Genomic DNA, 24,992 nt, shown 5'->3' on the forward strand with positions numbered 1-24,992 from the left:
GGGTTAGAACTCCGCGGCCTCCTTGATACCGTCGGCGACTCGCGCCGCGTTCGGGAGGTAGTAGTCCTCCAGCGCGTACAGCGGGTACGGCACGTCGTAGCCCGTGACGCGCTTGACCGGCGCCTCTTGATAGAGGAGAGCCTCCTCCTGCAGCGTCGCCGTGATCTCGCCCGCGAGCCCGCCCGTCTTGGGCGCCTCGTGGACGACGCACGCGCGCCCGGTCTTCTTGAACGACTCGACGATCGCCTCCCGGTCCATGGGGGAGACGGTGCGCAGGTCGACGACCTCCGCGTCGATTCCCTCCTCGGTGAGCTCCTCGGCGGCTTCCATGGTCGGGCGCGTCATCGCGCCGTAGGTGAACACGGACACGTCCGAGCCCTCCCGACGGGTGACGGCCTCGCCGATCGGCACCTCGTAGTCGCCCTCGGGCACGTCGCCGCGGAAGGCGCGGTAGATCAGCTTCGGCTCCATGAAGACGACCGGGTCGGGGTCGCGGATCGCCGAGATGAGCAGCCCCTTCGCGTCGTACGGGGTCGAGGGCATGACCACTTTCAGGCCGGCCTCGTGGGTGTAGAACGCCTCCTTCGACTCCGAGTGATGCTCGGGCGCGCGGATGCCGCCGCCGTAGGGCATGCGCAGCGTCATCGGGAGCGTGTAGCGGCTCCGCGAGCGCGTGCGCAGCCGGGCCATGTGGCTCACGATCTGGTCGAACCCGGGGTAGGCGAACCCGGAGAACTGGATCTCGGGGACCGGCTTCAGGCCCATCGCCGCCATCCCGACGGCGGTGCCGATGATCCCCGACTCCGCCAGCGGGGTGTCGATGACGCGGTCCTCGCCGAACTCGTCGTACAGGCCCTCGGTGGCGCGGAAGACCCCGCCGTTCTTGCCGACGTCCTCGCCCATGACGAGCACGTCGTCGTCCAACTCCATCTCGGTCGCGAGCGCGTCGCGGACCGACTGTACCAGCGTCAGGTTCTGCGTGGCTTCGTGTTCTTGGGTGCTCATGGTCTCACTCCTCGACGAACGCCTCGTCGCCGTGCGTCTCGCGCAACTGTGCGAACTCCTCGGCCTGTCGCCGGATCTCCGGGGTCTGCTCGGCGAACACGTGCTCGAACATCGAGTCGGGGTCCGGACGAACCGTCGACTCGGCGGCGTCGATGGCGTCGGCGACCTCCTCGCGGACAGACTCCTCGATCTCGGCGACGCGGTCGTCGTCGAGGATGCCCTGATTCCGCAGGAACTGCTCCAGCCGCGGGATCGGGTCTTTCGCCTTCCACTTCTCCACCTCGCCCTCCTCGCGGTAGACGCTGGGGTCGTCGGCGGTCGTGTGCGCGCCGAATCGGTACTGCACCGCCTCGATGAGCGTCGGACGACGCTCGCCCTCCTCGGGGTCCTTCGCCTTCTCCAGCGCCTCGGTGGTCGCCTTGTAGACGGCCAAGGGGTCCATCCCGTCGATCTGGACCCCCTCGAAGCCGTAGGCGACCGCCTTCTGGGCCAGGGTTTCGCTCGCGGTCTGCTTCTCGCGCGGGACCGAGATGGCCCACTGGTTGTTGTTACAGAAGAATACGTTCGGCGTGTCGAACACGCCCGCGAAGTTCAATCCCTCGTGGAAGTCGCCCTCGCTCGTGGCGCCGTCGCCGAAGTAGCAGATGAACGCCTTCTCCGTGTCGCCGCCGTTCTTCAGCTTCTCGGCCCACGCCATCCCCGTCGCGTGGGGGATCTGGCTGGCGATCGGCACCGCGGGCGTGAAGACGTTCGCGTCCTCGGGGATGAGGCTCCCGCGTTCGTCGCCCATCCAGTACAGCAGCGTCTCCTTCAGCGGGAGACCGCGGACCATCGCCGCCCCGTGTTCGCGGTAGGAGGGAACCATCCAGTCGTCCTCGGCCAGCGCCATCGAGGAACCGACCTGTGCGCCCTCCTGCCCGGACAGCGGGGGGTACGTCCCCATCCGCCCCTGGCGCTGGAGCGACACCGCCCGCTCGTCGAAGTGGCGGGCGAGTTTCATGTGGCGGTACATCGCGACGAACTCGTCCTCGGAGAGGTCCGGGACGTCGCCGACGACGCCGCCCTCCTCGTCGAGGACCTGAACCATCCCGTCGCCGGGGTCGCGCTCGAGCGTGCTCACGGTACCCACCTTCGCATACCCGAACGCTGGCCGCCCCGCCTGATAGTGTTTTCGTAAATAGTTTACTGTGGACAGAAATACTGCCAAGAATTGGCAGGGCGTCGAGTCCGCCGCGAGTGAATCGGATGTTTGTCCGAGTGATGGGGGATATTTCCGAGGCAGCTTTGTGAACGACCGAAAAGGAGACGGTGTTCTTGACAATCGTTAATGCAGGTGCCGTGTCGGTCTGGTCCGGGAAGGCGACCCGCACGTCGCGAACGACGTGGCTCACGAACGCGAGTCCACGGAACAACGCTCGACCCGTGAGCGCCCGGGCGAGTGGGTCAGTCGGCCGCGTGCGCGGCCTCGCGCGCCTCTTCGAGACTGGCGCCGTCGCGGGCGAGCGCCTCGACGAAAAACTCGCCCGCCTTGTACGACGAGCGCACCATCGGGCCGGAGGCGCAGTAGAGGAAACCCAGGTCCTCCTCGGCGACGCGCGCCCAGGTGTCGAACGCGTCCGGATGGACGTACTCGAACACGTCGAGGTGCGAGCGCGACGGCTGGAGGTACTGCCCGAGCGTGACGATGTCGACGCCGACGCCGCGCAGGTCCCGGAGGGTGCGATACACTTCGTGGTCGTACTCGCCGAGTCCGAGCATGACGCTTGTTTTCGTGCGGATGTCGGATTCGCGGTTTACCCGCTCCAGCACGTCGAGGGTCTGCTCGTAGTTCGCGCGGCGGTCGCGCACGGGCCACTGGAGGCGCTCGACGGTCTCGATGTTGTGGGCGATCACGTCCGGTTCGGCGTCGATGATCCGGTCGACAGCGTCGGGGTCGCCGCCGAAGTCGGGGATCAGGACCTCGACGAGGATCGAGGGGTCGCGCCGCTTGATCGCGCGGATCGTCTCCGCGAAGTGGCGCGAGCCGCCGTCGGCGAGGTCGTCGCGGTCGACGGAGGTGAGCACGACGTAGTCGAGCCCGATCTCCGCGACCGCGTCCGCGACGTTGGCTGGTTCGTCGGGATCCAGCGGGTTCATCCCGCCGGTCTCCACGTCGCAGAAGTTACAGCCGCGCGAGCAGCGGTCGCCCATGAGCATGAACGTCGCCGTCCCCGGGCCGTCGCCGGGACCGCTCCCCCCGGACCAACACTCCCCGAGGTTCGGGCAGTTCGCCTCCTCACAGACGGTGTGGAGGTCGCGGTCGCGGAGGGTGGATCTGATCTCGGTGAAGCGCCGGCCGGACGGTGGGCGCATCTTCAGCCAGTCCGGCTTCCGCCGCCGACTACTCATGGGTTACACTTCGTCGCGGGGGCCAAAAGCGTGCGGTATACCCGGGGCAGTCGTCTCGGATCCGCGACGGGTCCGACGCGTGTCGAGCCCGCGACGCCGGTGGCACGGGCAGGGACGTGTAGCCGGCGGGAGCACGAACTCGAATGTCGAATCCGCGCATCGGATATGATATCGTATTGAACCGATAGGGATTTATTATCCCCCTAAGAGTGTGGAACAGACCCAGGAATGTTCGAGGTCTCGCCCGAGGAAATAACCGACGGGCGGCTGGGGAGAGCGCTGGCGTTCCTCTCGGTCCCGATCGTCGCCCAGCAGCTCGCGGTCACCGCCCAGAGCATCGTTGACGTGCTCTGGCTCGGCCGCCTCAGCGGCGACGCCGTCGCCGCCGTCGGACTCGTGGCGCCGCTGATCGGCCTGATGACGGCGGCGGTCAGCGGCGTGTTCACCGGCGAACACGTGCTCGTCTCACAGCGTATCGGCGACGACGACGAACGCGGCGCAAGCCGGGCGGTGTTCCACGCGCTCATCGCCGGCGTCGCGGTGATGCTGGCGATGGTACTGATTGCGACCCAGTTCGGCCGGGCGCTGACCGCGCTGTTCGATCCCGGAGCCGAGGTCGCACGGCTCGGCGCGATCTACCTCGGGACGATGGCGATCGCGTACACCGTCTCGACCGTCAGCGACGTGTTCGAGTACGGCTTCATCGGCGCGGGCGACTCCCGCACCCCGCTGCTGGTGAACCTCCTCTCGATCGGGATCAGCATCGGGCTGGACCCGCTGCTCATCTTCGGGTTCGGCCCGATCCCCGGCTACGGGATCGCGGGCGCCGCCTACGCGACGGCGATCGGCTTCGGCGTCGGCGCGCTCGTCATGATCGCCGCCGCGCGCTCGGGGCGACGGGGGTTCACCTTCCGGCTGGACGCCGTCTCGCTCGACCGCGGGGAGTTCCGCCAGCTCGTCGCCGTCGGCGTTCCCAAGGTCGGGCAGGGCGTCGCCCGACAGGTCGCCCGGCTCGTGGTCGTCGCGATCGTGTCGGTCACCGGCGGCGCGGCCGCCCTCACGGCGTACACCGTCGGCGCGCGCGTCGCCACGGTCGTGTTCGTCCCTGCGGCCGCGATCGGCTCGGCCGGCACGACGCTCGTCGGACAGAACCTCGGCGCCGACAAGCCCGCGCGGGCGACGCGAGCGACGTGGCTCGGCGTCGGCGTCGGCGCGATCGGTCTCGGCGCGATCGGCGTCGTTCAGTACCTCCTGCCCGAGGCCATCGCGACGCTGTTCGTTCCCGGAATCGCCGGCGAGGCGCTGACGCTGACGGTCGCCTACCTCCAGATCCTCGCGTTCGGCTACTGGGCGCTCGGCACCATCTGGACGGTCGAGGCCGGCTTCAACGGCGCCGGCCGCACCGACGTGAGCATGTACGCGACGATGCTGCAGTACTGGGCCGTTCGGGTGCCCGTCGCCGCCGTCGGCGCGTTCGTTCTCGGATGGGGCGCGCTCGGCCCGTTCTGGGCGGTGACGGTCTCGAACGTCGTCGCCGCCGTCGGGCTGGCGGGGTACTTCCGGTACTCGACCGCCGGCGGGCTGCACGAACGGGCAGCCGAAGACGCCGGCGGCGAGGGCGGGGTCGCGGCTGGCGACTGATCCGTCCCGGGTGCGTTCGGGGCGGTACCGCGATCGAACCGTTCACGGTTCAGAACGCGTCGGCGTCGTCGCCGGGAGCGATGCCCTCGGCGTCCTCGGCGGGCGGTTCGATCCCGACCTCCTCGGGGTCGACGTCGAACTCGCGACGCAGGTCCTGCATCCGGTCGCGGATGTCCGCCGCGAGTTCGAACTCCAGGTTGCTCGCGGCTTCTTCCATGCGCTCTTCCAGCGCCTGGATGCGTGCCTGTGCCTCCTCTTCGTCGGCGACATCGCCGCCGGCGACGCCCGAGGTGTCGGTCTTCGACCCCGGGAGATTCGTCTCGCCGATCTCCTTTTCGATGGTCTGGGGCTCGTAGCCGTGCTCCTCGTTGAACTCGCGCTGGATCTCGCGGCGGCGGTTCGTCTCCCCGATGGCCGCCTCCATCGCGCTCGTCGTCTCGTCGGCATAGAGGATCACCTCGCCCTCGACGTTGCGGGCGGCGCGGCCCATCGTCTGCACGAGCGTTGTCTCCGATCGGAGGAACCCCTCTTGGTCGGCGTCGAGGATCGCGACTAACGAGACCTCGGGGATGTCGAGCCCCTCCCGTAGGAGGTTGATGCCGACGAGCACGTCGATCTCGCCCAGCCGGAGCGAGCGGATGATCTCGTGGCGCTCCAGGGTGTCCGTCTCGTCGTGCATGTACGCCACCTCGACGCCCGCCTCCTCCAGATACTCGGTGAGGTCCTCGGCCATCCGCTTCGTGAGCGTGGTGACGAGGGTGCGCTCGCCGCGCTCGATCCGGTCGTCGATGCGGTCCATCAGGTCGTCCACTTGCCCCTGTGCGGGCTCGATGGTCACCTCGGGGTCGACGAGGTGGGTGGGGCGGACGATCTGCTCGACGATCTGCTCGGACCGCTCGCGCTCGTAGTCGCCGGGCGTCGCGGAGACGTACAGCCGGCGATCGGTCTTCTCCTCGAACTCCTCGAAGGTGAGCGGGCGGTTGTCGTAGGCGGTCGGGAGCCGAAAGCCGTTGCCGACCAGCGAGTCCTTGCGCGACTTGTCGCCCTCGAACTGCCCTTTGATCTGCGGGAGCGTCTGGTGGGACTCGTCGATCACCGTGAGGAAGTCGTCGGGGAAGTAATCGATCAGGGTGTACGGCGCGTCGCCGGACTCTCGGTCCGAGAGGTGGAGCGAGTAGTTCTCGATGCCCGAGCAGTAGCCCGTCTCCTGGAGCATCTCGATGTCGAAGGTGGTGCGCTCTTCGATGCGCTGGGCGGCGACGAGATCTCCCTGGCGCTCGAAGTAGGAGACGCGCTGCTCCATCAGGTCGCTGATCTCAGCGACCGCGGTGTCGATCTGGTCCTCGGGCAGCGAGTAGTGCTCCGCGGGGTGAATCAGCGTGGCGGGCTCGTCGCTCACGACCGTCCCGTCGACCACGTCGACCTTGCGCATCCTGTCGATCTCGTCGCCCCACAGCTCAACCCGAACGGCGTGGCGACCGTACATCGGGAACACCTCGACGGTGTCGCCGCGGACGCGGAACGTCCCCTGCTGGAAGTCGACGTCGTTGCGCTCGTAGTTCAGGTCGACGAGCCGCTTCAGCAGCTCGTCGCGACCGATCTCCTGGCCGACCTCCAGTTCCAGCGCCATCCCGCGGTAGTTCGCGGGATCGCCCAGCCCGTAGATGGCCGAGACGGAGGCGACGACGATCACGTCGTCTCGCGTCAACAGCGACCGCGTCGCGGAGTGTCTGAGGCGGTCGATCTCGTCGTTGATCGACATCTCCTTGTCGATGTAGGTGTCCGTCTGCTCGACGTACGCCTCGGGCTGATAGTAGTTGTAGTAGGAGACGAAGTACTCGACGGCGTTGTCCGGGAACAGGTTGCGAAATTCCTCGTACAACTGCGCCGCGAGCGTCTTGTTGTGCGCGATCACGAGCGTCGGCGTGTTCAGCTCCTCGACCACCCACGAGACGGTGTTCGTCTTCCCCGACCCCGTGACGCCAAGCAGCGTCTGCTCGGTCATCCCCGACTCGTAGCCGTCGACGAGCTGGCGGATCGCGTCCGGCTGGTCGCCCGCGGGATCGAACGGGGCGTCGACGCGCAGCGGCTTCTCGGCGTCGGGTCGGTCCGGCGAGAGGGGACCCTGCGACTCGCTCATTGTGTGTGGTGTGGGGTGGGACACACTTGACGAGCGCGGTCGAGCGAACGAGCGAACAGCGTGAGCGAGTGAGTGAGACCGCGGGAAACGGCGGAGCGGCCCTGTGCCGCTCCGCCCATCGAAGAGACCGCGGAGAGTCGGCGGGATGCTTGCGGGCGCACCGTCCATGGAAGAGCGCGGTCGCCGCGATCCACTGCGCGGCCGAGCGAACGCCCGAGACTGCGACGACAGCGGCCGAGACCCGTCACGGACGCCGGCGACGTTCGCGACCGCCGAAACGCATACCACCCGAAGCCGAGAACGACCGGACATGACGCGACAACTCCTCGCAGACGCGGCGGAGCACGCCGACCGCGCGGCCGAGGCCGCCGACGGCGAGACCGCCGAGCGACTCGGCGGCGTCGCCGACGACCTCCGAGCGGTCGCCGACGAGAGCCGTTCGGGGCCCGACCACGGCTGGATGGCCAAGCGCATCAACACGGTTCGCGAGGCCGCTGACGGCGCGGATGCGGCGGTACGCGAGCACGCCGACGCGGCGGTCGAATCGATCAGCGAGTACCGCGAAGGCGTCGCCGGCGTCTGAGCCTGCCGAACGGATCGGAACCGGGATCGCGATTTATCACTGACGGCGACAACGTCCGGCCATGAAGGTGGGACTCGTCGCCGTCGGACAGGCGGGCGGCAAGATCGCCGACGCGCTGTTGCGGTACGAGCGAAACGCCGGCGCCGACATCGTCGCGGGCGCGGTCGCGGTCAACACCGCCCGCGCGGACCTGCTGGGGCTTCGGGAGGTCGACCCCGAGCGCCGCGTGCTCATCGGCGGCGACCGGGTGAAGGGCCACGGCGCCGGCGCGGACAACGAACTCGGCGCCGAGGTGGCGCGCGACGACGTCGACGAGATCCGGGACGCGATCGACGTGATCCCGACGAGCGACGTGGACGCGTTCCTCGTGGTCGCCGCGCTCGGCGGCGGCACCGGGTCCGGCGGCGCGCCGGTTATCTGTCGTGAGCTCCGCCGGATCTACGAGGAGCCGGTGTACGCGCTCGGCGTGCTCCCCGCCCGCGACGAGGGCGGCATCTACACCCTCAACGCCGCGCGGTCGCTCAAGACCGTCGTGGAGCACGCGGACGCGACGCTGTTGTTCGACAACGACGCCCACCGCGAGTCGGGTGAGAGCCTCGCGGGCGGGTACGGGCGCGTGAACGACGAGATCGCCCGCCGGCTGGGTGTGCTTCTCTCGGCCGGGGAGGCGCGCGACCCGACGCCGGAGAAGGTGGTCGACGCCAGCGAGATCATCAACACGCTCGGGCGCTCGGGCGGGGTCGCGTCGCTCGGCTACGCGTCGGCGCCGCTGGAGCGCAAGCGCGGGCTGTTCGGCGGCAGAAAGCAGATCGCAGAGGACGCGCTGGAGTCGACGACGCGCGTGACCGCGACCGTCCGACGGGCCGCGTTGGGCGGGCTGACGCTCCCGTGTGAGCTGCAGGACGTGGAGCGGGCGCTCGTCGTCGTCAGCGGCCCGCCGGAGGCGCTCTCGCGCGAGGGGATCGAGGACGCCAGACGGTGGCTGGAGACGGCGACCGGCACCCCGGAGGTGCGCGGCGGCGACTACCCGCTGCGCGACACCGATCACCTCTCGGCGGCGGTCCTGCTGGGCGGGGTCGCGGCGGCGCCGCGGCTGGCGGAGCTACGCGCGGCCGCCGTGGAGGCTCAGCGAAACGTCGCTGCCATCGCCGAGCGCGCCGAGCTCTCGGCCGGGATCTGGGACGCCGAGGGGCTCGACCCGCTGTTTTGAACACCGGCCGGGCGGACCGACCGATCGACGCTCGGTCTCAGCAGACGTTCTTCGGCTTCACGCCCATCGACTCCAGCGTCGCCACGTAGTCGTCGTACGCGTCGTCGACGACGGCATCGGCGGCGTCGCGGGCGGCGGCCCAGTCGTCGGCGCCGTCGCACACCTCCGCGAGCACGTCGAGCGCGTCCGCGAGGCGCTCGGCCAGGTCGTCGCGGATCGCGCGGAAGTCGTTCGACGACGCCGGGTCGGCGTCGCCCACGAAGAAGCCGACCGTCTGTTCGGCGCGCGCGTGCGAGACGACGAGCCGGCCGTACGCGCCGCCGACGCGCTCGACGGTGTCGGTCAGGCCGGCGAGGGTGTCGTACTCCGGGTACTCGTGGGCGTCGTCCGTCTCGGGGTCGAAGTCGGCGTCGGCGACCTCGCGGTGCCCGCGCGCGTCCTCGGCCACGTCGCCGAACAGCGCCGCGGCGTCGCCGTTGGCCTCGTCGGCGCTCCACGACTCGAACGCCCGTCCCGCGAGCGCGAACTCGGCGGCGACGGCGGTCCGGACGGCGCCGGCGTCCATCTCGCCGCCGGTGAGCGCGTACAGCGACTTGGAGGAGCCGAGCCGCGACAGCGGCGTCTCGTTGTCCGCGCGGAACTCGTCGGAGAAGACGTCTGCGTCCATGCGCGGACGTACGCCGGTGTATCGCTTGAAACCCTCGCCGCCGACAGCGCTGCCCCGGCGACACCCTTACCAGCCGCCCGGGAGAGTCGGAAATATGTCACGTCCCTCCGGCGAGTCGCGGTCCGTCTCGACCGCCCTCGCAGCGGCCGGGCGGCTCCTCCGCGACCGCCCCGCCGCGGTCCTGCCGGCGTACCTCCTCTCGATCGGACTCACCGCGGCCGCTCGTGTCCCGTTGACCGCGGGGATCGGCATCGCCGTCGCCTCGCTGGCGGCGACCGGGCGGCTGGAGCCGCTCGTCCGGGCTGTCGTCGAGCTACAGGAGGCCGCTCGCGCCGCCGAGGGATCGAGCGGGTCGGGGGCGTTCGAGTCCGGCCCGGGAGCCGGCGCCGACGGCCTCCCCGCAGGCGCCGGCGAGGCGCTGGCCGACGCTGCCGCGAACGCCGCCACGCCGACGGTCGTCGCGGCCGTCGGACTCGGCGTCGCCGGCGCGGTTCTGGTCGGCCTGCTCGCGGGGGCGCTGGGATCGGCGGTGACGTACGGGACCGTCTGGGCCGGGCTGGACGGACGTGCCCCGCTCGCCTCGGGCGTTCGGGCCGCCGGTCGCTGGCGGACGTTCCTCGGGATCGCGCTCGTTCGCCTCGCCGTCGTCGCGCTCGCGCTGGGCGCGCCGCTGGTCATCGGGACGAACCTCGCGGTCTCGCCCGCCGTGATCGCCGGCGACCCCGCCGCCGCCGCGGCCGCGGTGCTGCTGCTTGTCGCCCTGGTCGGCCTCGGCGTCGTGGTCGTCCTCCTCGCGTCGTTCCTGCTCGCGTTCGCGGAGTCGGCTGCGATCGTCGACGGCGCGGGGACCGTCGGGTCGGTCCGCGCGAGCCTCGGCTTCGTTCGCGACCACCCGGCGCACGCGCTCGGGTTCGCGCTGGTCGCCGTCGGCGGCTACGTCGCCGCCGCGGTCGCCGTCGGCGTCGCCAACGCCGCCGGCGCGGGGAGCCTCGGCGGTATCGTGCTGCCGCTCGTGGTCGCTCCGCTGCTCGACGCCGGCGCGACGGCGTTGTACGCCGGAAGCGACAGGCCCGCTTCGATCGACCGCCCCGGGGCGATCGCCCGGGTCCGGCGTGCGCTCGGCGACGGCTGGCGCGAGCTCGGGGGTTCCTCGCCGGCCATCCGGTCGCAGTGCTCGCCGCGCTCGCGACGCTCGTGGGGGGGATCGCCGCGGGCTACGCCACGACCGCGCCCTACGGGGTGACCGCGTCGGGTCCCGAGGACGTTGCGGGCGTGTTCGGGACGGTTCCCGTCGGGCCGTTCGTCACCATCGCGGCGAACAACTGGCTCGTGAGCGCCGGACTCGCGTACGGCGGGATCGCGTTCGGCGTCCCGGCGGTTTCGGGGCTGCTGTTCAACGGCGTCCTCGTCGGCGCGCTCGCGGGCGTGTTCGACCGGCTGGCGTTCCTGGCACTCGTGGCGCCCCACGGCGTGCTCGAACTCCCGGTGATCGCCGTCGCCGGCGGCCTCGGACTCCACCTCGGTGGCGTCGGGTGGCGCGCAGTTCGGGGTCGAACGAACCCCGATGAGGTCGCGACCGCGCTGGAGCGGGCCGCTCGCGTCCTCGTCGGGATCGGAATCCTGTTGATCGTCGCGGCCGCCATCGAGGCGTTCGTGACCCCGCGGGTCGCGGCAGTCGTGCTGGGCGGGTAGCGGCCGTCTCCGGCTCACTTGCTGCCGCTCGGCGCCGGTCAGGGTCGCAACCGGCAGAAATGCCGGGAGGGAGACACATACGCACCTTTTTCATGGTTGGTGTCTGAGCGCGCCTATGGGCGACCCGTCGCTCGGTGAACTGCTCCTCGACACCGCGCAGGACAAGATCGCCGTGATCACCGAAGACGGAACGTTCACCTACGTCAACGCCGCCGCGGAGACGATCCTCGGGTACGATCCGGAGACCCTTCTCGGCGAGAACGCCTTCGAGTACATCCACCCGGACGACGCACCCGCGGTCCGCCGGGAGTTCGCCCGGACGGTCCGATCGGACGACTACGACGAAACGACCGTCACCTACCGGCACCGAACCAGCGGCGGTGACTGGTCCTGGCTCGAAAGCCGGATGTCGAACCTGACGGACGCGACGATCGACGGCTACGTGGTGAGCTCTCGCGACATCACCGATCGAGTCGCCGCCGAGAAGACCCGCGAAGAGGCCGCCGCACGGTTGAACACGATCGCGTCGATGTCGGGGGACGGCCTCTGGCTGTTCACCGGCGACTGGTCGGAGGCGCTGTTCGTCAACGACGCCGTCAACCAGATCTACGGCGTCTCCCCGGCGGAGCTGTACGACGACGCGGTGGCGTTCATCGATGCGATCCATCCGGACGACGTCGCCTCGGTGATCGACGCGATGGAGCGGCTCAGCGGCGGGGAGTCCATCGACATCGAGTACCGGGTCAACGCCGAGGAGAACTTCACTCGGTGGGTGTGGGTACAGGCGGTGCCGATCGTCGAGAATGGCTCCGTGACGCGGATCGCCGGGTTCAGCCGCGACGTCACCGAACGTCACCGTCGCGAACAGCACCTAGTGGTGATGGACAACCTCCTCCGACACAACCTCCGGAACGACCTCAACGTGATACTGGGCACCGCAGAGCAGATCGCCGACGAGTTCCCGGAGGCGGCGGCGCTGACCGATCAGATCCGAACGACCGGCACGCGACTGCTCCAGACCGCGGCCAAGGAGCGGCAGATCATCGAGCTCGTCGTCAACCAGCGGTTCAACGAGCGAACCGCGCTCGTCGACGCCGTCGAACGCGCGGTCGACCGGGTGCGCGACCGACATCCGCAGGCGCTCGTCGAGTCCGTCGTGGAGTCGGGCGAGCCGTCGGTGCGGGTGTCGTCGTTGACCGTGGTCGCGGTGACGGAACTGCTCGAAAACGGGATCGTTCACTGCGACGACGACCGGCCGGTTGTCAGCGCTCACGTTCGGACTGGGGACGGGGAGGCGACGATCGAGATCGCCGACGACGCCGATCCGATCCCCGACATCGAGGTGAACGTGTTGACCGGCTCTCACGAGTTCGGAATGGACCCGGTCCGCCACAGCAGCGGACTGGGGAGCTGGCTCGTCTACTGGTGCGTCGAACTCTCCGACGGCGACATCAGCGTCGATCGGGGTGCGACACGAGGGAACCGAGTCGAGATCAGCGTCCCGACGCTTCCGGGAGAGTCCGAGTCGGACGGGTCGAGAGCGGACGAACCGGACGCGAGCGTCGACCGAATCGACGGCGCGTCCGGCTGATCAGTCCGCGTCCGGGTAGCCGCGAGCGACCTACTCGCCGCCGGGCTCGCTGCCCGTCACGATCGGGGCGCGCACGAGATTGCCCCACTCCGTCCAGGAACCGTCGTAGTTGACGGTCTGGTCGGCGCCGACGAGTTCGTGGAGCGCGAACCACGCGACCGACGAGCGCTCGCCGATTCGGCAGTACGCGACGATCTCGTCGTCTCCCTCCGCGAGCACGTCCTCGTACAGCTCCTCCAGCTCCGCCTGGGTCTTGAACGTCCCGTCGTCGTTGGTGACGGAGGCCCACGAGATGTTGCGGGCGCCGGGGATGTGGCCGCCGCGCTGGGCGGTCTCCTGGAGTCCGGGCGGGGCGAGAATCTCGCCGCTGTACTCCTCGGGCGAGCGAACGTCGACGAGCGGAACGCCCGCGCCGATGGCGTCGTCCACGTCGTCGCGGTACGCGCGGATCGACTCGTCTGGCTCGTCGGCCTCGTAGCTCGTCTCGGGGAACGACGGTACCTCGTCGGTGGTCGGGTAGTCGTTCTCAAGCCAGTACTCGCGGCCGCCGTCGAGGAGCTTCACGTCGTCGTGGCCGTAGTACTTGTACTGCCAGTAGGTGTAGGCGGCGAACCAGTTCGAGTTGTCCCCGTAGAGAACGACCGTGGAGTCGTCGCTGATGCCGTGTTCGGCGTTCAGCGCCTCGAAGTCGTCCTTCGTGAGCACGTCGCGCTGGGTCTGGTCTTGGAGATCCGTCTCCCAGTTGAAGCCGATTGCGCCGGGGGCGTGTTCGGCGTCGTACGCCTCGGTGTCGACGTCCACCTCCACGAGTCGGTGCGCCGCGTCGTCGGACTGGAACTCGTCGAGGTGGGACTCCACCCAATCGGCGTCGACGAGCACGTCCTTCGCGTAATGTGACATTGCACTCACCCATACGTGTTCCCGCCGTATAATACCCGTATCACCGGCAGAGGCGGCCAATCGTCGCTCGAACCGGATGATGTTGCCGTGGGTTTTCGCCCCCCTCTCGGGACACCTGTCACCGGCGACGGACCGCGGCGACCGGAGGCACCACGGCGTGCGTTGAGCAGCAACAATTGCTGCTTCCTCTGACGGGGCGCGGGCGTCGCCGGGGCGGCCGGGCTTTTACCGCGGCCGTGCGAACGGCGGCCATGAACGACACGTTCGTCCCCGCCTCGTGGCTCGCCGACCGGGTCGGCGAGGTCCGCGTCGTCGACGTGCGCGACGCCTGGGAGTACGACGGCATCGGCCACGTTCCGGGCGCCGTCTCGATCCCGTTCGACGAGTTCCGAAGTGACGCCGGCGAGAGCGCGGCTTTAGCCGCGGACGAGTCGAGCGACGACGAGCCGCGAGACCACGGCGACGAGGGGATGCTCCCCGGCGTCGACCGGTGGAGCGAACTGCTCTCCGACGCCGGCGTCTCCCCCGGAGACGAGATCGTCGCGTACGACGACGAACACGGCGTGTTCGCCGCCCGGTTTCTGGTGACCGCGGAGCTGTACGGTCACGACCCCGCGCGGCTGCACGTGCTCGACGGCGACTATAGCTCGTGGAGCCGCGAACGCGAGACAGCGCGCGAGGCCCCCGAAGTCGACGCGGCCGACTACGAACCCGGCGAGCCCGCGGACTCCCCGCTCGTGGATTTCGAGGGCGTTCGCGACCGTCTCGGCGGAGAGACCGTGATCGTCGACACCCGCGACCCCGAGGAGTACGCCGCGGGACACCTCCCGGGCGCGGTGAACCTCGACTGGCTGGAGCTGGTCGACCCCGACACGCGCGGACTGAAGCCGCGTGCCGAGTTGGAGGCGACGCTTCGGGCGAGTGGAATCACCCCGGATCGGGAGGTTCTGTTGTACTGCAACACGGCTCGGCGGATCAGCCACACGTACCTCGTGCTCCGTCACCTCGGCTACGAGGACGTGCTGTTCTACGAGGGAAGTCTCACCGAATGGGAGCAGCGCGACGGCGAAGTCGTCGCCGAGTAGGCGCACGGAGCGGCAGCCGACAGACGCGCGACTCAGGAGGAATGCTCGTCGTCGGTCTCCGGCGGCGTCCCATCGGGGGGCAGGTCCGGATCCGCGCCGAGCCCCGGGAGCTGTTGTTGGGTGGGAACGCCGTTCTCCGAGAGCAGCCGCACCGTCTCGGCCAACAGCGCGACGACGAGCGGTCCGACGACGAACCCGATCGCCCCCAGCGTGAGCAGCCCACCGACGAAGCCGACGAAGTACACGGAGACGGGGAGGTCGGTTGCGCCACCGGCGAGCCGCGGGCGGATCACGGCGTCGGGAATGAACCCGACGAGGATCAGTCCGACGACCAGAACGATCATCGCGCGGAAGGCGTTGCCGGCGACGAGGTCGACGACCGCCAGCGCGACGACGACGACGCTCGGTCCCAGCACGGGAACGAACTGGAGCACGCCCGCAACGACCGCCAGCGCGAACGGCGAACTGTACCCAAGCGCCGCGAACGTCACCAGCGCGACGGCGAACGTCGCGATCGCGGTCGCCCCCTGCAGCACGTAGATCGCCCGCAACGTCGACGCCGTGCGGCGGTGGAGCGCGAACAGGACGTCGTGGTACGCGCCGGGGCACAGCCGCAGCACGGCGACGCGCGGCGCGTTCGGCTTCAACAACAGCCCGTACACGAGAATGACGAACACGACGAGCTTCAGTGCGATGACGGGGGCCGCCGCTGCGAGCGAGATCGCGAGATCGCGCAGCGTCGCCTGCGCGGCCTGCAACAGCGGCGCCGTTTCGAGCGCGTACGCGAACGCCCCGATCTCGACAGAGATCCGTTCTGGGATCGCCTCGAAGAACGTCAGTAGGTCCCGACGACGGCGATACAGCACGAACGCGATCGGCACCGCGAGCGCGACGACGCCGAGAAAGCCCGCGGCCGTCGCCGCGCCCGCGGCGACGCGGTCGGGATAGCTGCGTCCGCTAACCATCTCGCGGAACGGGTACAACACGTACGCGACGGTGATCGCGAACACAACCGTCGAGAGGACGCTCGCGAGCACGAGCGCCGCGAGGACGAGAAGCCCGGCCAGCAGCGCCGCGAGCGCGGTCCGCCGACTGGGCTGCATACGGCTACACCGCACCCCTCGGTACAAAACGGTTGCCCGTCGGAAGCCGGGCGACGATCCGTTCGTGGGCTGAGAGACCGTGACCGTCGCTCGCGGGTCGGCGACCGCAACGCGGACGACCGCCTTCCCCACCGCCGGCACTGCGAACCGCGGGGATTAATTATCTCCGGGTGTGACCACCGAGTAATGACAGACGCGAACGGACGCAGCAGACGGCGATTCCTCCGGGCGGTTGGGGCCGCAGGCGTCGCCGGGCTCGCCGGCTGTTCGGCCGAGCCAGTCGCTGAGGAGACGACGAGCGAGCCGACCGATGCGGGCGGCACCGCCGAACCGACCGCGGGGACGACGACGGGAGAACCGACCGAGTCGATGGCCGACACGCTCGTGGTCGCGACGTATCCGCCGTTCGTGAACGCGCCGTCGACGAGCCCGGGCGCGTGGCTCAAAGAGGAGTTCGAGTCCGAGTTCGACGCGACGCTCGTGTACCAGACGCCCGACTCCGAGCTCAACTACTACATCGAGCGCGCGGTGCAGGGAGTTGACTTCGAAGCCGACGTGTACGTCGGGCTCGACACGGGGCAGCTCATCGACGTCGACAGCCAGCGCGGCGAAGGGCAGTTCACGGGCCCGCTGTTCGCGGAAGCGGGCGACATCGCCGGCGGCGACGCGATCAAAGACGGCCTCCGATTCGACCCGCAGAGCCGGGCCGTCCCGTTCGACACCGGCTACGTCTCGCTGGTGTGGAACGCGACGATGGACGGCGGCGAGTTCGCCGCCCCCGAGACGTTCGAGGATCTGACGGCCGCCGAGTTCGGAGATGATCTCATCGCGCAGAACCCGACAACCTCGACGACCGGCGAGGCGTTCATGCTCCACACCATCGACGCTTTCGGCACAAACGGCTACCTCGACTACTGGGAGCGACTCCAAGACAACGGGATCACCGTGCTCGGCAACTGGTCGGACTCCTACTCGGCGTACCTCAACGAGGAGGCGCCAATGATCGTCTCGTACTCCACCGACCAGGTGTTCGCCTCCACCGAGGGACAGGACCTCGACAAACACCAGATCCGGTTCCTGAACGACCAGGGGTACGCCAACCCGGAGGGGATGGCCCGATTCGCCGACAGCGACGCGCCGCGGCTCGCCCGACGATTCATGGAGTTCATGCTCCGGCCGGAGATCCAGGCCGGGATCGCCCAGCGCAACGTCGCGTTCCCGGCGATCGCGGACGCGCCGCTGCCCGAGGACTACGCGCAGTACGCCAAGGAGCCGCCCGAGTCGGTCACCTTCACGTACGACGAACTCGAAGCGAACCTCGGCACATGGACCGACCAGTGGGCGCGGCGCTTCGCCGGCGGGTGAGCGGAGCTCGACTCGCTCGAGCCCTTCGACGCGCGCGGACGGCCGGTCCCGCGGCACTCGCCGAGCGGTTCGCGCTCCCCCTGCTGGCGGCCGTCACGGCCCTCCTGCTCGCGCTGCTGTTCTACTACCCGATCGCGACCGTGTTCGTCGACGCCGTCGTCGAGGGCGACCGGGTCACTTTCGGACCGCTCGCCGAGGTGCTCACCGACGAGTTCTACCTCGTTCGCGTGCTCGGGTTCACCGCGTACCAGGCGCTGCTGTCGACGGCGCTCAGCGTCGCCCTCGGGCTGCCGGGCGCGTGGGTGCTCGCGCGCTTCGAGTTCCGCGGTCGCGAGACGCTTCGGTCGGTGACGATGGTGCCGTTCGTCGTCCCCTCGGTGCTGGTCGCCGCGGCGTTTTACGCCACGTTCGGCGCGAATGGGACGCTCAACGCGGGGCTGTCGGCGCTCGGGCTCCCCGAGCTCGACTTGCTTCCGTCGCTGGGCGCCATTCTCGTCGCGCACGCCTTTTACAACGCCCCGCTCGTGACGCGCGTCGTCGCCGCGGCGTGGGAGTCCGTCGACGCCGGCGCCGTCGAGACCGCCCGGTCGCTGGGCGCCTCTCCGCGGCGGGCGTTCCGCGACGTGGTGGTGCCGCAGCTGCTTCCGGCGGTGCTCACCGGCGCGACGCTGACGTTCGTGTTCACGTTCGCGACGTTCGCCATCCCGCTGGCGCTGGGCGGCTCGCAGTACGCCACCATCGAGGTGTTCATCTACGCGGCCAGACGCCAGTTGGAGTACGGCCGCGCGGCGTCGCTGGCGGTGTTGGAAACTGGGGTCTCGCTGTCACTGATGGCGGTGTACCTCCGGTACGAGCGCGCGCAGGCCGCCGAGCGCCGCGACACGCGCGGGTTGATCCGCCGGTCGCTGTGGCCCGAGTCGTGGACCCGCGAGCGGGCCCTTCGCCGGCTCGCGATCGCCGGCTACGCCGTCGTCGTCGCGCTCGTGTTCGTCGCGCCGCTCGCGAGCATGATCTACGCCAGCGTCAGCGTCGACGGCCGGCTCACGCTCGACGCCTACCGGTTCCTCCTGGAGCGACAGGCGACCGGTGCGGACTTCCAGGTGAAACCGTTCCCCGCAATCGTCAACTCGCTGCTGTTCGGGGCGGCGACGCTCGCGCTCGCGCTGCCGCTGGGCGTCGCGATGGGCGTGCTCACGACCAGGCGATTCCGCGGGCGCTGGCTCGTCGACGCGCTGTCGATGGCGCCGCTCGCAGTCTCGGGGATCGTCGTCGGCCTCGGGCTGCTCCGCGGGCTCGTGTTCGGGGTCGAGGCGTTCGGCTACCGGTTCACCGTCACGGGCGCCGTCGCCATCGTCGCCGCCCACGCGGTCGGCGCCTACCCGTTCGTCGTGCGGACGGTGGCCCCGCCGCTGGACCGCCTCGACCGGGCGCTCGTCGAGTCGGCGCGGGCGCTCGGCGCCTCCCGCGCGCGGACCGTGCTCGACGTCGAGTTGCCGCTCGTGTGGCCGGGGATCGTCGCCGGCGCGGCCTTCGCGTTCGCCATCTCCATCGGCGAGTTCGACGCCACCGTCATCCTCGCGGAGGGCGGCGGCACCGACACTATGCCCGTCGCCGTCGAGCGGTTCATCGGTCGGCGGCTCGGCCCCGCGACCGCGATGGGGACGGTGTTGCTGGCGGTGACGGCGGCCTCGTTCGTCGTCATCGAGCGCGTCGGGGGTGAGTTCCGTGGGTGACGACAGCACCACCCACGTTCGAGTGGAAGATCTCCGCGTCGAATACGGTTCGACGACCGCGCTCGACGGCGTCGACCTTCGCGTCACCGAGGGGGAGTTCTTCACCCTCGTTGGCCCCTCCGGGTGCGGGAAGACCACCACGCTCCGCTGTCTCGCGGGGTTCGAGGAGCCGACCGCGGGGGCCGTCCACATCGGCGGCGAGTCGATGGCCGGGGTTCCACCCGAAGCCAGGGGGGTCGGCGTCGTGTTCCAGAGCTACGCGCTGTTCCCGCACATGACCGTCGGCGAGAACGTCGCGTACGGTCTCCGATTCGCGGAGCCGCCCGCGGGGACGACGAAGTCCGAGCGCGTCGCCGAGTTGCTCGACCTCGTCGACCTGCCTGAGTTCGCCGACCGCGACCCGGACACGCTGTCGGGCGGGCAACAGCAGCGGGTGGCGCTCGCCCGGGCACTCGCGCCCGAGCCGCGACTGCTCCTGCTCGACGAGCCGATGTCGGCGCTGGACGCGCGCCTTCGCGAGCGCCTCCGGGTACAGGTGCGGGAGATCCAGCGCGAACTCGACATCACGACCGTGTACGTCACCCACGATCAAGAGGAGGCGCTGTCGGTCTCCGACCGCGTCGCCGTCGTCAACGACGGTCGGATCGAACAGGTCGGCCCGCCGCGGGCGCTGTACGACGCGCCGGCGACTCGGTTCGTCGCGGAGTTCCTCGGCGACAACAACGTGTTCGCGGGCGCCGTCGTCGACGACGCCAGCGGGTCGGTCCCCACGGGTGTTGCCGGCGGCGACGCCCGATCGTCGCCGGCGCTTCGGATCGAGGGGGGTGGAGGTGAGTCCCTCCCGCTTCCAGTCGAAGCTGAGGTCGGTCCCCGCGAAGGGGACCGACTCGTCGTCTGTATCCGCCCCGAACGGATCCGGGTTCGCTCCGGCAAGAGCGCGGACACGAGTAAGACGGAACGCCCGACTGCGTCGTCACGGTCGGCGAGCGCCGACCAGTCGGCTGGAGGTCCGACGGACGATGGCGCCAGCGCGACGCTGTCTGCGACCGTCACCCACACCGAGTTCCTCGGGGACGCGACCCGGGTCGGCTGCGAGTGGAACGGCGTCGAGGTGGTCGCACAGACCGCTGGGGACCGGTCGTTCGCGGTCGGGGAGGCGGTGACGCTCGCCGTCGACGCCGCGGACGTGCATGTGGTCGAACGTGAGTGAGCGGACGGGCGTCGACCGACCCGTCGCGACCGCCTCGACTCCCGTGGTTTTTCACAGCCCGCTGAGTCACGGGTCCCGTGAGCGAGACCGATGTGAGCGGCGGCTGGGACAGATCGATACAAGACCTGCTGCTCGTCTGGCTGGTCACAGTCGTCTCGGCGGGTTTCCTGCTACTCGCCGGCGTGCTCGAACCGCTGATGGTGCTGATCGTCGGCGGGAGCCTCCTCGGCGGGGTGTCGATCCTGCTGGGCCGCGGGCCGCTCACCGTCGGCGAATCGACTCAGTCAGCCGACGAGGACCGCCCCGATACTGGGAGCGACGGCGGCCCGAGTGGAAACGACGGCAGCCGAGGTGGGAACGACGGCGGCGACAAATCGACAGACCGATGAACCGGGCGCGACCGCCGGTTACGGCGCCACGCCGACGGTGAGCAGCGTGCCGAGTTCGCGGTAGCGCTCAACCATGGCCTCGCGCGTGTCCCAGTTTTCCGTCGGGAACGCTTCAGCCGGCGGGATCTCAGTTTCCCGGTCGGGGACGCTGTCCTGTTCGGCGACGGACAGTCCGGCCTCGCGGAACGCCGCTCGGTACTGGTCGGCGTCCCAGCGGGTCATGTCGACGGAGATGTGCTCCTGCCAGTCGTGGCTGTGGACGTTTTCCTCGTAGTAGTTGACCGCGCAGTAGAACGTGCCGCCGGGCTTCAGGACGCGCGCGACCTCCCGGAGCGTCTCGTGTGGGTCGGCGCTGTAGTAGAACGCCTCCATCGTGAAGGCGTGGTCCAGCGAGTCGTCAGCGAACGGGAGGTGACCGAAGTCGCCGACGACGAAGCCGAGTTGGGCTGCCGGCGACGCGTCGACGGCGTACTCGCGAGCGTTGCGCGCCATCTCGGGAGCGCCGTCGAGGCCGTAGCCGCGGGCCATCCCGGCCGACTCTGCGAGCGCGCGAAGCGCGTAGCCGCTGCCGGTTCCCAGGTCGAGGACGCGGTCACCGTCCTCGATCGGCATCCGTGCGAGCGCGTGCTTCGCGGTGTGCCAGTGGCGCTCCTCCATTCCCTTGTCGCGGCCGTCGGCGGCCCACGAGTCGAACTCGTCGCGAACGCTCATGTCGTGGCAGTCGACGGCCACGACCTAAGGGTCCGCCGGTGTCGGACCGGCGCCGGGCTCGACGGAGATGCCCCCTAGCCGGCAGAGAACCGGAAGGGGGAGCCGGCAGGGAACGGCGGTCGAGATCCACGTGACGGGGCGTGACGAGGTGGGGCTTTAGGAGGGATGCGGGCATAGCGAGGGTATGCACGTCCGGGACGCGGTGGAGGCGGACGCCGAGGCGCTGGCGGCCATCGCGGACGCGCCGTCGGACGCGATGCGGGGCCTGGTCCACGACCGGACGGTTCGCGTCGCCGTCGAGGAGGCCGCCGCCACGGACCCGAACGAGGACGTCGACGCCGACCCCGACGACCTCCTTGGATTCGTCAGCTTCGACGTCCGCGGCGACACCGTCCACGTCACCCAGTTCGGCGGCACCCGCGGGGCCGCCGAACAGCTGCTTGCCGAGCCCCTCCGGTTCGCCGCCAGCGAGAGCATGGGGGTCGAACTGCTCGTCGTCGAGGGCGAGACGGAACTCCGGGAGGCGGCCGAGTCGGCCGGCTTCGTCGAGTCGGGGGCGGGGCCGCGGTTCGAGGGGAAGGCGACGACGCGCTACCGAGTGGAGAAGGCGTGACGACGGATCGCCTGAAGGCGCGACCACGCCGACGCCGTCGGGGTCAGTCGTCGCTCGGAACCTCGGGGTCACTGAGGGAGGCGTCGGGAGCGAACACGACGCCCGGATCGAGGTCGTCGAGCGGTTCGCCCGCGCGAACCCGGTCGGGCCAGTCGTGGTTTGCCAGCGCGCCGGCCCCCAACGTGACCACCAGGGGTCGGTCGGTAGGCTCCGTCTGACGGCCGATCACACGAACTTCCGGACAGTCATGTCGAGCGTATCGAGATCGAGGATCGGCGCGTGAGCGACGTCAGGGTCGATGTTGACGGACTTCTGGAAGTCGGTCTGGGCCTGCCAGCAGCCGGAGTTGACCGCGAGGACGTTGTGGTACTTCCCCCATCCGAGCTTGTGGACGTGGCCGGTGTGGAACACGTCCGGCACCTCGTCGATAACGAGGTAGTCGCGCTCCTCGGGGGCCACGCGGGTCTTGCCGCCGAACTGCGGAGCGACGTGGCGCTTCTTGAGAAGCTGGTACATCGCCTTGTGCGGATCGTCGTAGCTGGCCTTCTCCTCGGGTAACTCCGCGATAACCTCGTCCAGCGAGACGCCGTGATACATCAGGATCGAGACGCCCTCGACGTCGACCATCGCGGGGTTGGACACGATCTGTGGGTCGTGCGCGCTCATGATCTCTCGAAGCTCCTCGTCGAACCCCGGCTGCGGCTCGGCGAGTCGAACCGCGTCGTGGTTTCCGGGGATCATCACGATCTCCATGTCACCGGGCACCTCCTTCAGGTGCTCCGAGAACGTCTCGTACTGGTCGTAGATGTCGATGATGTCGAGTTCCTCGTCTTGGTTCGGGTAGACCCCCACGCCTTCGACCATGTCGCCCGCGATGAGGAGGTACTCGACCGATTCGGCGTCCTCGGTGTGGAGCCAGTCGGCGAAGCGCGACCACGCGTCCGCGAGAAACTCCTGAGACCCGACGTGCACGTCCGAGATCAGCGCCGCCTGGACGTGACGGTCGGCGGTGCTCGGCCGGTAAGTGCGCGGAACGTCGGGGAAGTGGATCGCGTCGACGAAGACGATCCCCGCGTCGTCGGCGAGCGTTCCGGACACGGCGATGCACTCGTCCATGAGGAGCTCGTCGACCAGGTCCGCGATGTCCCGGTCTTTCATCACCAGACACGGGAACGTGCCGGTGGTGTCCTCGAGTTCGATGAGCCAGTGGCCCGACGCGGTCGACCGGATGTCGTTGACCAGGCCGATCATCTCCACGTCGGCGCCGCCGCCCATCGCTTCGATCGAGTCTGCGGGCCGGTGGTTGACGCGCCCCCGGAGCTGTCCGGAGAGCCGTTCGTACCGGTCGCGGAACACGCCGACGAACTCGTCGTACGCGCCCGTCCCGGTCGACTCCCCGGTCATATCGTTCGCGACGACGGGCTGCTGTGGGGACCGATCGCCGGCCGGATACCCCCCCGTTTCGTCTGGAACAGCGCCGGCGTCCTGTTTGGATTTCCGCCCGGCCGTTCCAGTCGAAACAGAGGGGTTTGACGGCGGAGCGTCGTTCGTCGACGGCGGCGATCCCGAATTCGCCGACGCAGCGGGCGGGGTCGCGTCCGCGACCTGTTCGGGGTCCGGAAGGGGATCGCTTTCGACCGCCTCGCGGACGTGGTCGGCGGTGAGAACGAGCGCGTCCTCCGGCGCAGTTTCGATGGCGGCTTCGAGTGCGAGATCCGGCGTCGCCGATTCGGCGATGAGGGTGACGGCCTCCCGTTCGGCGTTGTACCCGCGGCGGGCGAGCGCCTGTACGATTCGAGAGGACGTCTCCAGCGGCACGCCCAGTGGTCCGCCTGCGGCAGTCAAAAGGATAGCGACTGGAAAGAGCCGTCGACCCGACGCGATGCCGACGGAGAGACGGTAGCAGAAGGTTCAACACCGGTCGTCGGGTTCAGACGAGTAATGAGCGACGACGGTCGGCAGCCCGACGACCCGCTGTCACGGTTCCTCCACGGTGAGACGGGCGCGTTGGTGTTCGTCCGCGAAGTACTCACGTCGGTACTTGCAGTCGCACTGGTCGGGCTCCTGTTGTTCGCCGTTTCCGGCGTCTGGCCCCCGATGGTCGCCGTCGAGTCGGGGAGCATGGAGCCACACATGGAGCGCGGCGACCTGGTGTTCATCACGGAACCCGACCGCTTCACCCCCGAGTTTGCGCACGGCGACACGGGAATCGTCACCTACGAGACTGGCGCGGCGGAGGCGTACACCACCTTCGGCGAACCAGGGTCCGTGATCGTGTACCATCCACCGGGGTCGGGTGGTTCCCCCATCATACATCGCGCGCGATTCCACGTCCAGGAGGGCGAGAACTGGGTGGATCGGGCGAATCCCGACTACCTCCCGGCGACCTCGTGCGAGGGCGTTCCCGCCTGTCCCGCACCGTACGACGGATTCATCACGAAGGGTGACGCGAACGCCGAGTACGACCAAGTTAGCGGGATCGCTCCCGTCGTGAAATCCGAGTGGGTCCACGGCGTCGCGCGCGTTCGGGTCCCGTATCTCGGGTACGTTCGTCTCGTCTTCTCGGAGGCCGTACTAGTCCAGATAGACGGAGGGGCCGATGGCGTGGTACCCGCCGTCGGTGGCGAACGCGTCTCCGTGACCGGAAGCGAGCGGACGACGACCACCGGAGTAGTCGGATCCGCGTCGCCGACACTTGCTACTGGTTCGGCCCACGGGACGCCGACGGCCACCGCCTGACGCCTTCGTCGCTGACCGACGCTGTGGCCGAGTGTCGCCGATTGGTGTCGGCGGCCACCAGTGAAATCGGCACACGGAATTGACCGTTATTCTGCGGCTTCTTCGGCTCTCGTGTGGAATCGACCCTCTCGCGTGGGTGGGATCGTTGGCGTGGTTCGGACTGTTTCCACGTGACCGGAAGGTTCGTGTGAGCCCAGCAGTCCACGTGGTATCGGTTGTTCACGGGC

Annotated in this window: 23 protein-coding genes; 13 read left to right on the forward strand and 10 right to left on the reverse strand. The window is 69.5% G+C overall.

Translation table 11 applies throughout. The features are described 5' to 3' along the window. Positions 1 to 3: 3 nt before the first annotated feature. The 3 genes from P0Y41_RS08410 to lipA form a co-directional block, all read right to left on the reverse strand. On the reverse strand, positions 4 to 1,005 hold the full coding sequence (locus P0Y41_RS08410; RefSeq protein WP_284060919.1) for an alpha-ketoacid dehydrogenase subunit beta: 1,002 nt from the start codon (positions 1,003 to 1,005) through the stop codon (positions 4 to 6). Positions 1,006 to 1,009: 4 nt separating this feature from the next. Next, positions 1,010 to 2,125 carry a pyruvate dehydrogenase (acetyl-transferring) E1 component subunit alpha gene (gene pdhA, locus P0Y41_RS08415; protein WP_284060920.1) on the reverse strand — a complete coding sequence of 372 codons (1,116 nt, stop codon included), beginning with the start codon at positions 2,123 to 2,125 and terminating at the stop codon, positions 1,010 to 1,012. Between the two features lie 323 nt (positions 2,126 to 2,448). Further along, positions 2,449 to 3,393 carry a lipoyl synthase gene (gene lipA / locus P0Y41_RS08420; RefSeq protein WP_284060921.1) on the reverse strand — a complete coding sequence of 315 codons (945 nt, stop codon included), beginning with the start codon at positions 3,391 to 3,393 and terminating at the stop codon, positions 2,449 to 2,451. A gap of 228 nt (positions 3,394 to 3,621) precedes the next feature. Here lipA and P0Y41_RS08425 point away from each other — a divergent pair, with 228 nt between their 5' ends. After that, complete coding sequence (locus P0Y41_RS08425) at positions 3,622 to 5,034, forward strand: MATE family efflux transporter (protein ID WP_284060922.1); 1,413 nt, start codon at positions 3,622 to 3,624, stop codon at positions 5,032 to 5,034. A 49-nt stretch (positions 5,035 to 5,083) separates the two neighbouring features. Here the strand turns inward: P0Y41_RS08425 and uvrB are convergent, their stop codons facing one another. After that, positions 5,084 to 7,174, reverse strand: a complete 2,091-nt coding sequence (gene uvrB, locus P0Y41_RS08430; protein ID WP_284060923.1) for an excinuclease ABC subunit UvrB — start codon at positions 7,172 to 7,174, stop codon at positions 5,084 to 5,086. A 310-nt stretch (positions 7,175 to 7,484) separates the two neighbouring features. Here uvrB and P0Y41_RS08435 point away from each other — a divergent pair, with 310 nt between their 5' ends. Further along, positions 7,485 to 7,757, forward strand: coding sequence for a DUF7553 family protein (locus P0Y41_RS08435; RefSeq protein ID WP_284060924.1), 273 nt, complete (start codon positions 7,485 to 7,487; stop codon positions 7,755 to 7,757). A 61-nt stretch (positions 7,758 to 7,818) separates the two neighbouring features. Then, entirely contained in the window at positions 7,819 to 8,967 is a 1,149-nt protein-coding gene (locus tag P0Y41_RS08440; protein ID WP_284060925.1) for a tubulin/FtsZ family protein, read from the forward strand. A 37-nt stretch (positions 8,968 to 9,004) separates the two neighbouring features. Here P0Y41_RS08440 and P0Y41_RS08445 read toward each other — a convergent pair whose 3' ends face one another. Continuing rightward, positions 9,005 to 9,634 carry a transcription antitermination protein gene (locus P0Y41_RS08445; RefSeq protein WP_284060926.1) on the reverse strand — a complete coding sequence of 210 codons (630 nt, stop codon included), beginning with the start codon at positions 9,632 to 9,634 and terminating at the stop codon, positions 9,005 to 9,007. A 94-nt stretch (positions 9,635 to 9,728) separates the two neighbouring features. Between P0Y41_RS08445 and P0Y41_RS08450 the strand changes: the two genes are divergently transcribed. The 3 genes from P0Y41_RS08450 (at position 9,729) to P0Y41_RS08460 (ending at position 12,917) form a co-directional block, all read left to right on the forward strand. Further along, positions 9,729 to 10,877, forward strand: a complete 1,149-nt coding sequence (locus tag P0Y41_RS08450) for a hypothetical protein (protein WP_284060927.1) — start codon at positions 9,729 to 9,731, stop codon at positions 10,875 to 10,877. Beyond that, a complete protein-coding gene (locus P0Y41_RS08455; protein ID WP_284060928.1) occupies positions 10,829 to 11,326 on the forward strand; it encodes a stage II sporulation protein M in 498 nt (165 codons plus the stop codon). Before P0Y41_RS08450 ends, P0Y41_RS08455 begins: the two co-directional genes overlap by 49 nt. A gap of 115 nt (positions 11,327 to 11,441) precedes the next feature. Next, positions 11,442 to 12,917 (forward strand): PAS domain-containing sensor histidine kinase, encoded by a 1,476-nt coding sequence (locus tag P0Y41_RS08460; protein ID WP_284060929.1) that lies wholly within the window; start codon positions 11,442 to 11,444, stop codon positions 12,915 to 12,917. Positions 12,918 to 12,947: 30 nt separating this feature from the next. Here the strand turns inward: P0Y41_RS08460 and P0Y41_RS08465 are convergent, their stop codons facing one another. After that, positions 12,948 to 13,817: a sulfurtransferase gene (locus P0Y41_RS08465; protein WP_284060930.1), complete on the reverse strand. Its 870-nt coding sequence runs from the start codon at positions 13,815 to 13,817 to the stop codon at positions 12,948 to 12,950. A gap of 251 nt (positions 13,818 to 14,068) precedes the next feature. Here P0Y41_RS08465 and P0Y41_RS08470 point away from each other — a divergent pair, with 251 nt between their 5' ends. After that, positions 14,069 to 14,902, forward strand: coding sequence for a sulfurtransferase (locus P0Y41_RS08470; RefSeq protein WP_284060931.1), 834 nt, complete (start codon positions 14,069 to 14,071; stop codon positions 14,900 to 14,902). A 32-nt stretch (positions 14,903 to 14,934) separates the two neighbouring features. On the opposite strand, the gene P0Y41_RS08475 is transcribed toward P0Y41_RS08470, so the two are convergent. Then, the gene (locus P0Y41_RS08475) at positions 14,935 to 16,005 is read right to left on the reverse strand and encodes an AI-2E family transporter (RefSeq protein WP_284060932.1); all 1,071 of its coding nucleotides are present in this window, start codon (positions 16,003 to 16,005) and stop codon (positions 14,935 to 14,937) included. 186 nt (positions 16,006 to 16,191) lie between these two features. On the opposite strand from P0Y41_RS08475, the gene P0Y41_RS08480 reads away from it, so the two are divergent. From P0Y41_RS08480 to P0Y41_RS08495, 4 genes are all read left to right on the forward strand, one after another. Beyond that, positions 16,192 to 17,370, forward strand: coding sequence for a thiamine ABC transporter substrate-binding protein (locus P0Y41_RS08480; RefSeq protein ID WP_284060933.1), 1,179 nt, complete (start codon positions 16,192 to 16,194; stop codon positions 17,368 to 17,370). Then, the gene (locus P0Y41_RS08485) at positions 17,331 to 19,103 is read left to right on the forward strand and encodes an ABC transporter permease (RefSeq protein ID WP_284060934.1); all 1,773 of its coding nucleotides are present in this window, start codon (positions 17,331 to 17,333) and stop codon (positions 19,101 to 19,103) included. The genes P0Y41_RS08480 and P0Y41_RS08485 overlap by 40 nt, the downstream gene beginning before the upstream one ends. After that, positions 19,096 to 20,313, forward strand: a complete 1,218-nt coding sequence (locus tag P0Y41_RS08490; protein WP_284060935.1) for an ABC transporter ATP-binding protein — start codon at positions 19,096 to 19,098, stop codon at positions 20,311 to 20,313. The genes P0Y41_RS08485 and P0Y41_RS08490 overlap by 8 nt, the downstream gene beginning before the upstream one ends. A 77-nt stretch (positions 20,314 to 20,390) precedes the next feature. Continuing rightward, on the forward strand, positions 20,391 to 20,702 hold the full coding sequence (locus tag P0Y41_RS08495; protein WP_284060936.1) for a hypothetical protein: 312 nt from the start codon (positions 20,391 to 20,393) through the stop codon (positions 20,700 to 20,702). An 18-nt stretch (positions 20,703 to 20,720) separates the two neighbouring features. Here P0Y41_RS08495 and P0Y41_RS08500 read toward each other — a convergent pair whose 3' ends face one another. Beyond that, positions 20,721 to 21,413, reverse strand: a complete 693-nt coding sequence (locus P0Y41_RS08500; RefSeq protein WP_284060937.1) for a class I SAM-dependent methyltransferase — start codon at positions 21,411 to 21,413, stop codon at positions 20,721 to 20,723. A 184-nt stretch (positions 21,414 to 21,597) separates the two neighbouring features. Here P0Y41_RS08500 and P0Y41_RS08505 point away from each other — a divergent pair, with 184 nt between their 5' ends. Continuing rightward, positions 21,598 to 22,026, forward strand: a complete 429-nt coding sequence (locus tag P0Y41_RS08505; protein ID WP_284060938.1) for a hypothetical protein — start codon at positions 21,598 to 21,600, stop codon at positions 22,024 to 22,026. Positions 22,027 to 22,069: 43 nt separating this feature from the next. On the opposite strand, the gene P0Y41_RS08510 is transcribed toward P0Y41_RS08505, so the two are convergent. Together P0Y41_RS08510 and P0Y41_RS08515 are read right to left on the reverse strand one after the other, a co-directional pair. Continuing rightward, the gene (locus P0Y41_RS08510) at positions 22,070 to 22,216 is read right to left on the reverse strand and encodes a hypothetical protein (protein ID WP_284060939.1); all 147 of its coding nucleotides are present in this window, start codon (positions 22,214 to 22,216) and stop codon (positions 22,070 to 22,072) included. A gap of 35 nt (positions 22,217 to 22,251) precedes the next feature. Then, positions 22,252 to 23,844: a DNA-directed DNA polymerase II small subunit gene (locus P0Y41_RS08515; protein ID WP_284060940.1), complete on the reverse strand. Its 1,593-nt coding sequence runs from the start codon at positions 23,842 to 23,844 to the stop codon at positions 22,252 to 22,254. A gap of 123 nt (positions 23,845 to 23,967) precedes the next feature. Between P0Y41_RS08515 and P0Y41_RS08520 the strand changes: the two genes are divergently transcribed. After that, the gene (locus P0Y41_RS08520; RefSeq protein WP_284060941.1) at positions 23,968 to 24,765 is read left to right on the forward strand and encodes a S26 family signal peptidase; all 798 of its coding nucleotides are present in this window, start codon (positions 23,968 to 23,970) and stop codon (positions 24,763 to 24,765) included. Positions 24,766 to 24,992: the final 227 nt, after the last annotated feature.

Origin of the sequence: Halobaculum halobium, from assembly GCF_030127145.1 — an archaeon.
Classification (GTDB): Archaea; Halobacteriota; Halobacteria; order Halobacteriales; family Haloferacaceae; genus Halobaculum; species Halobaculum halobium.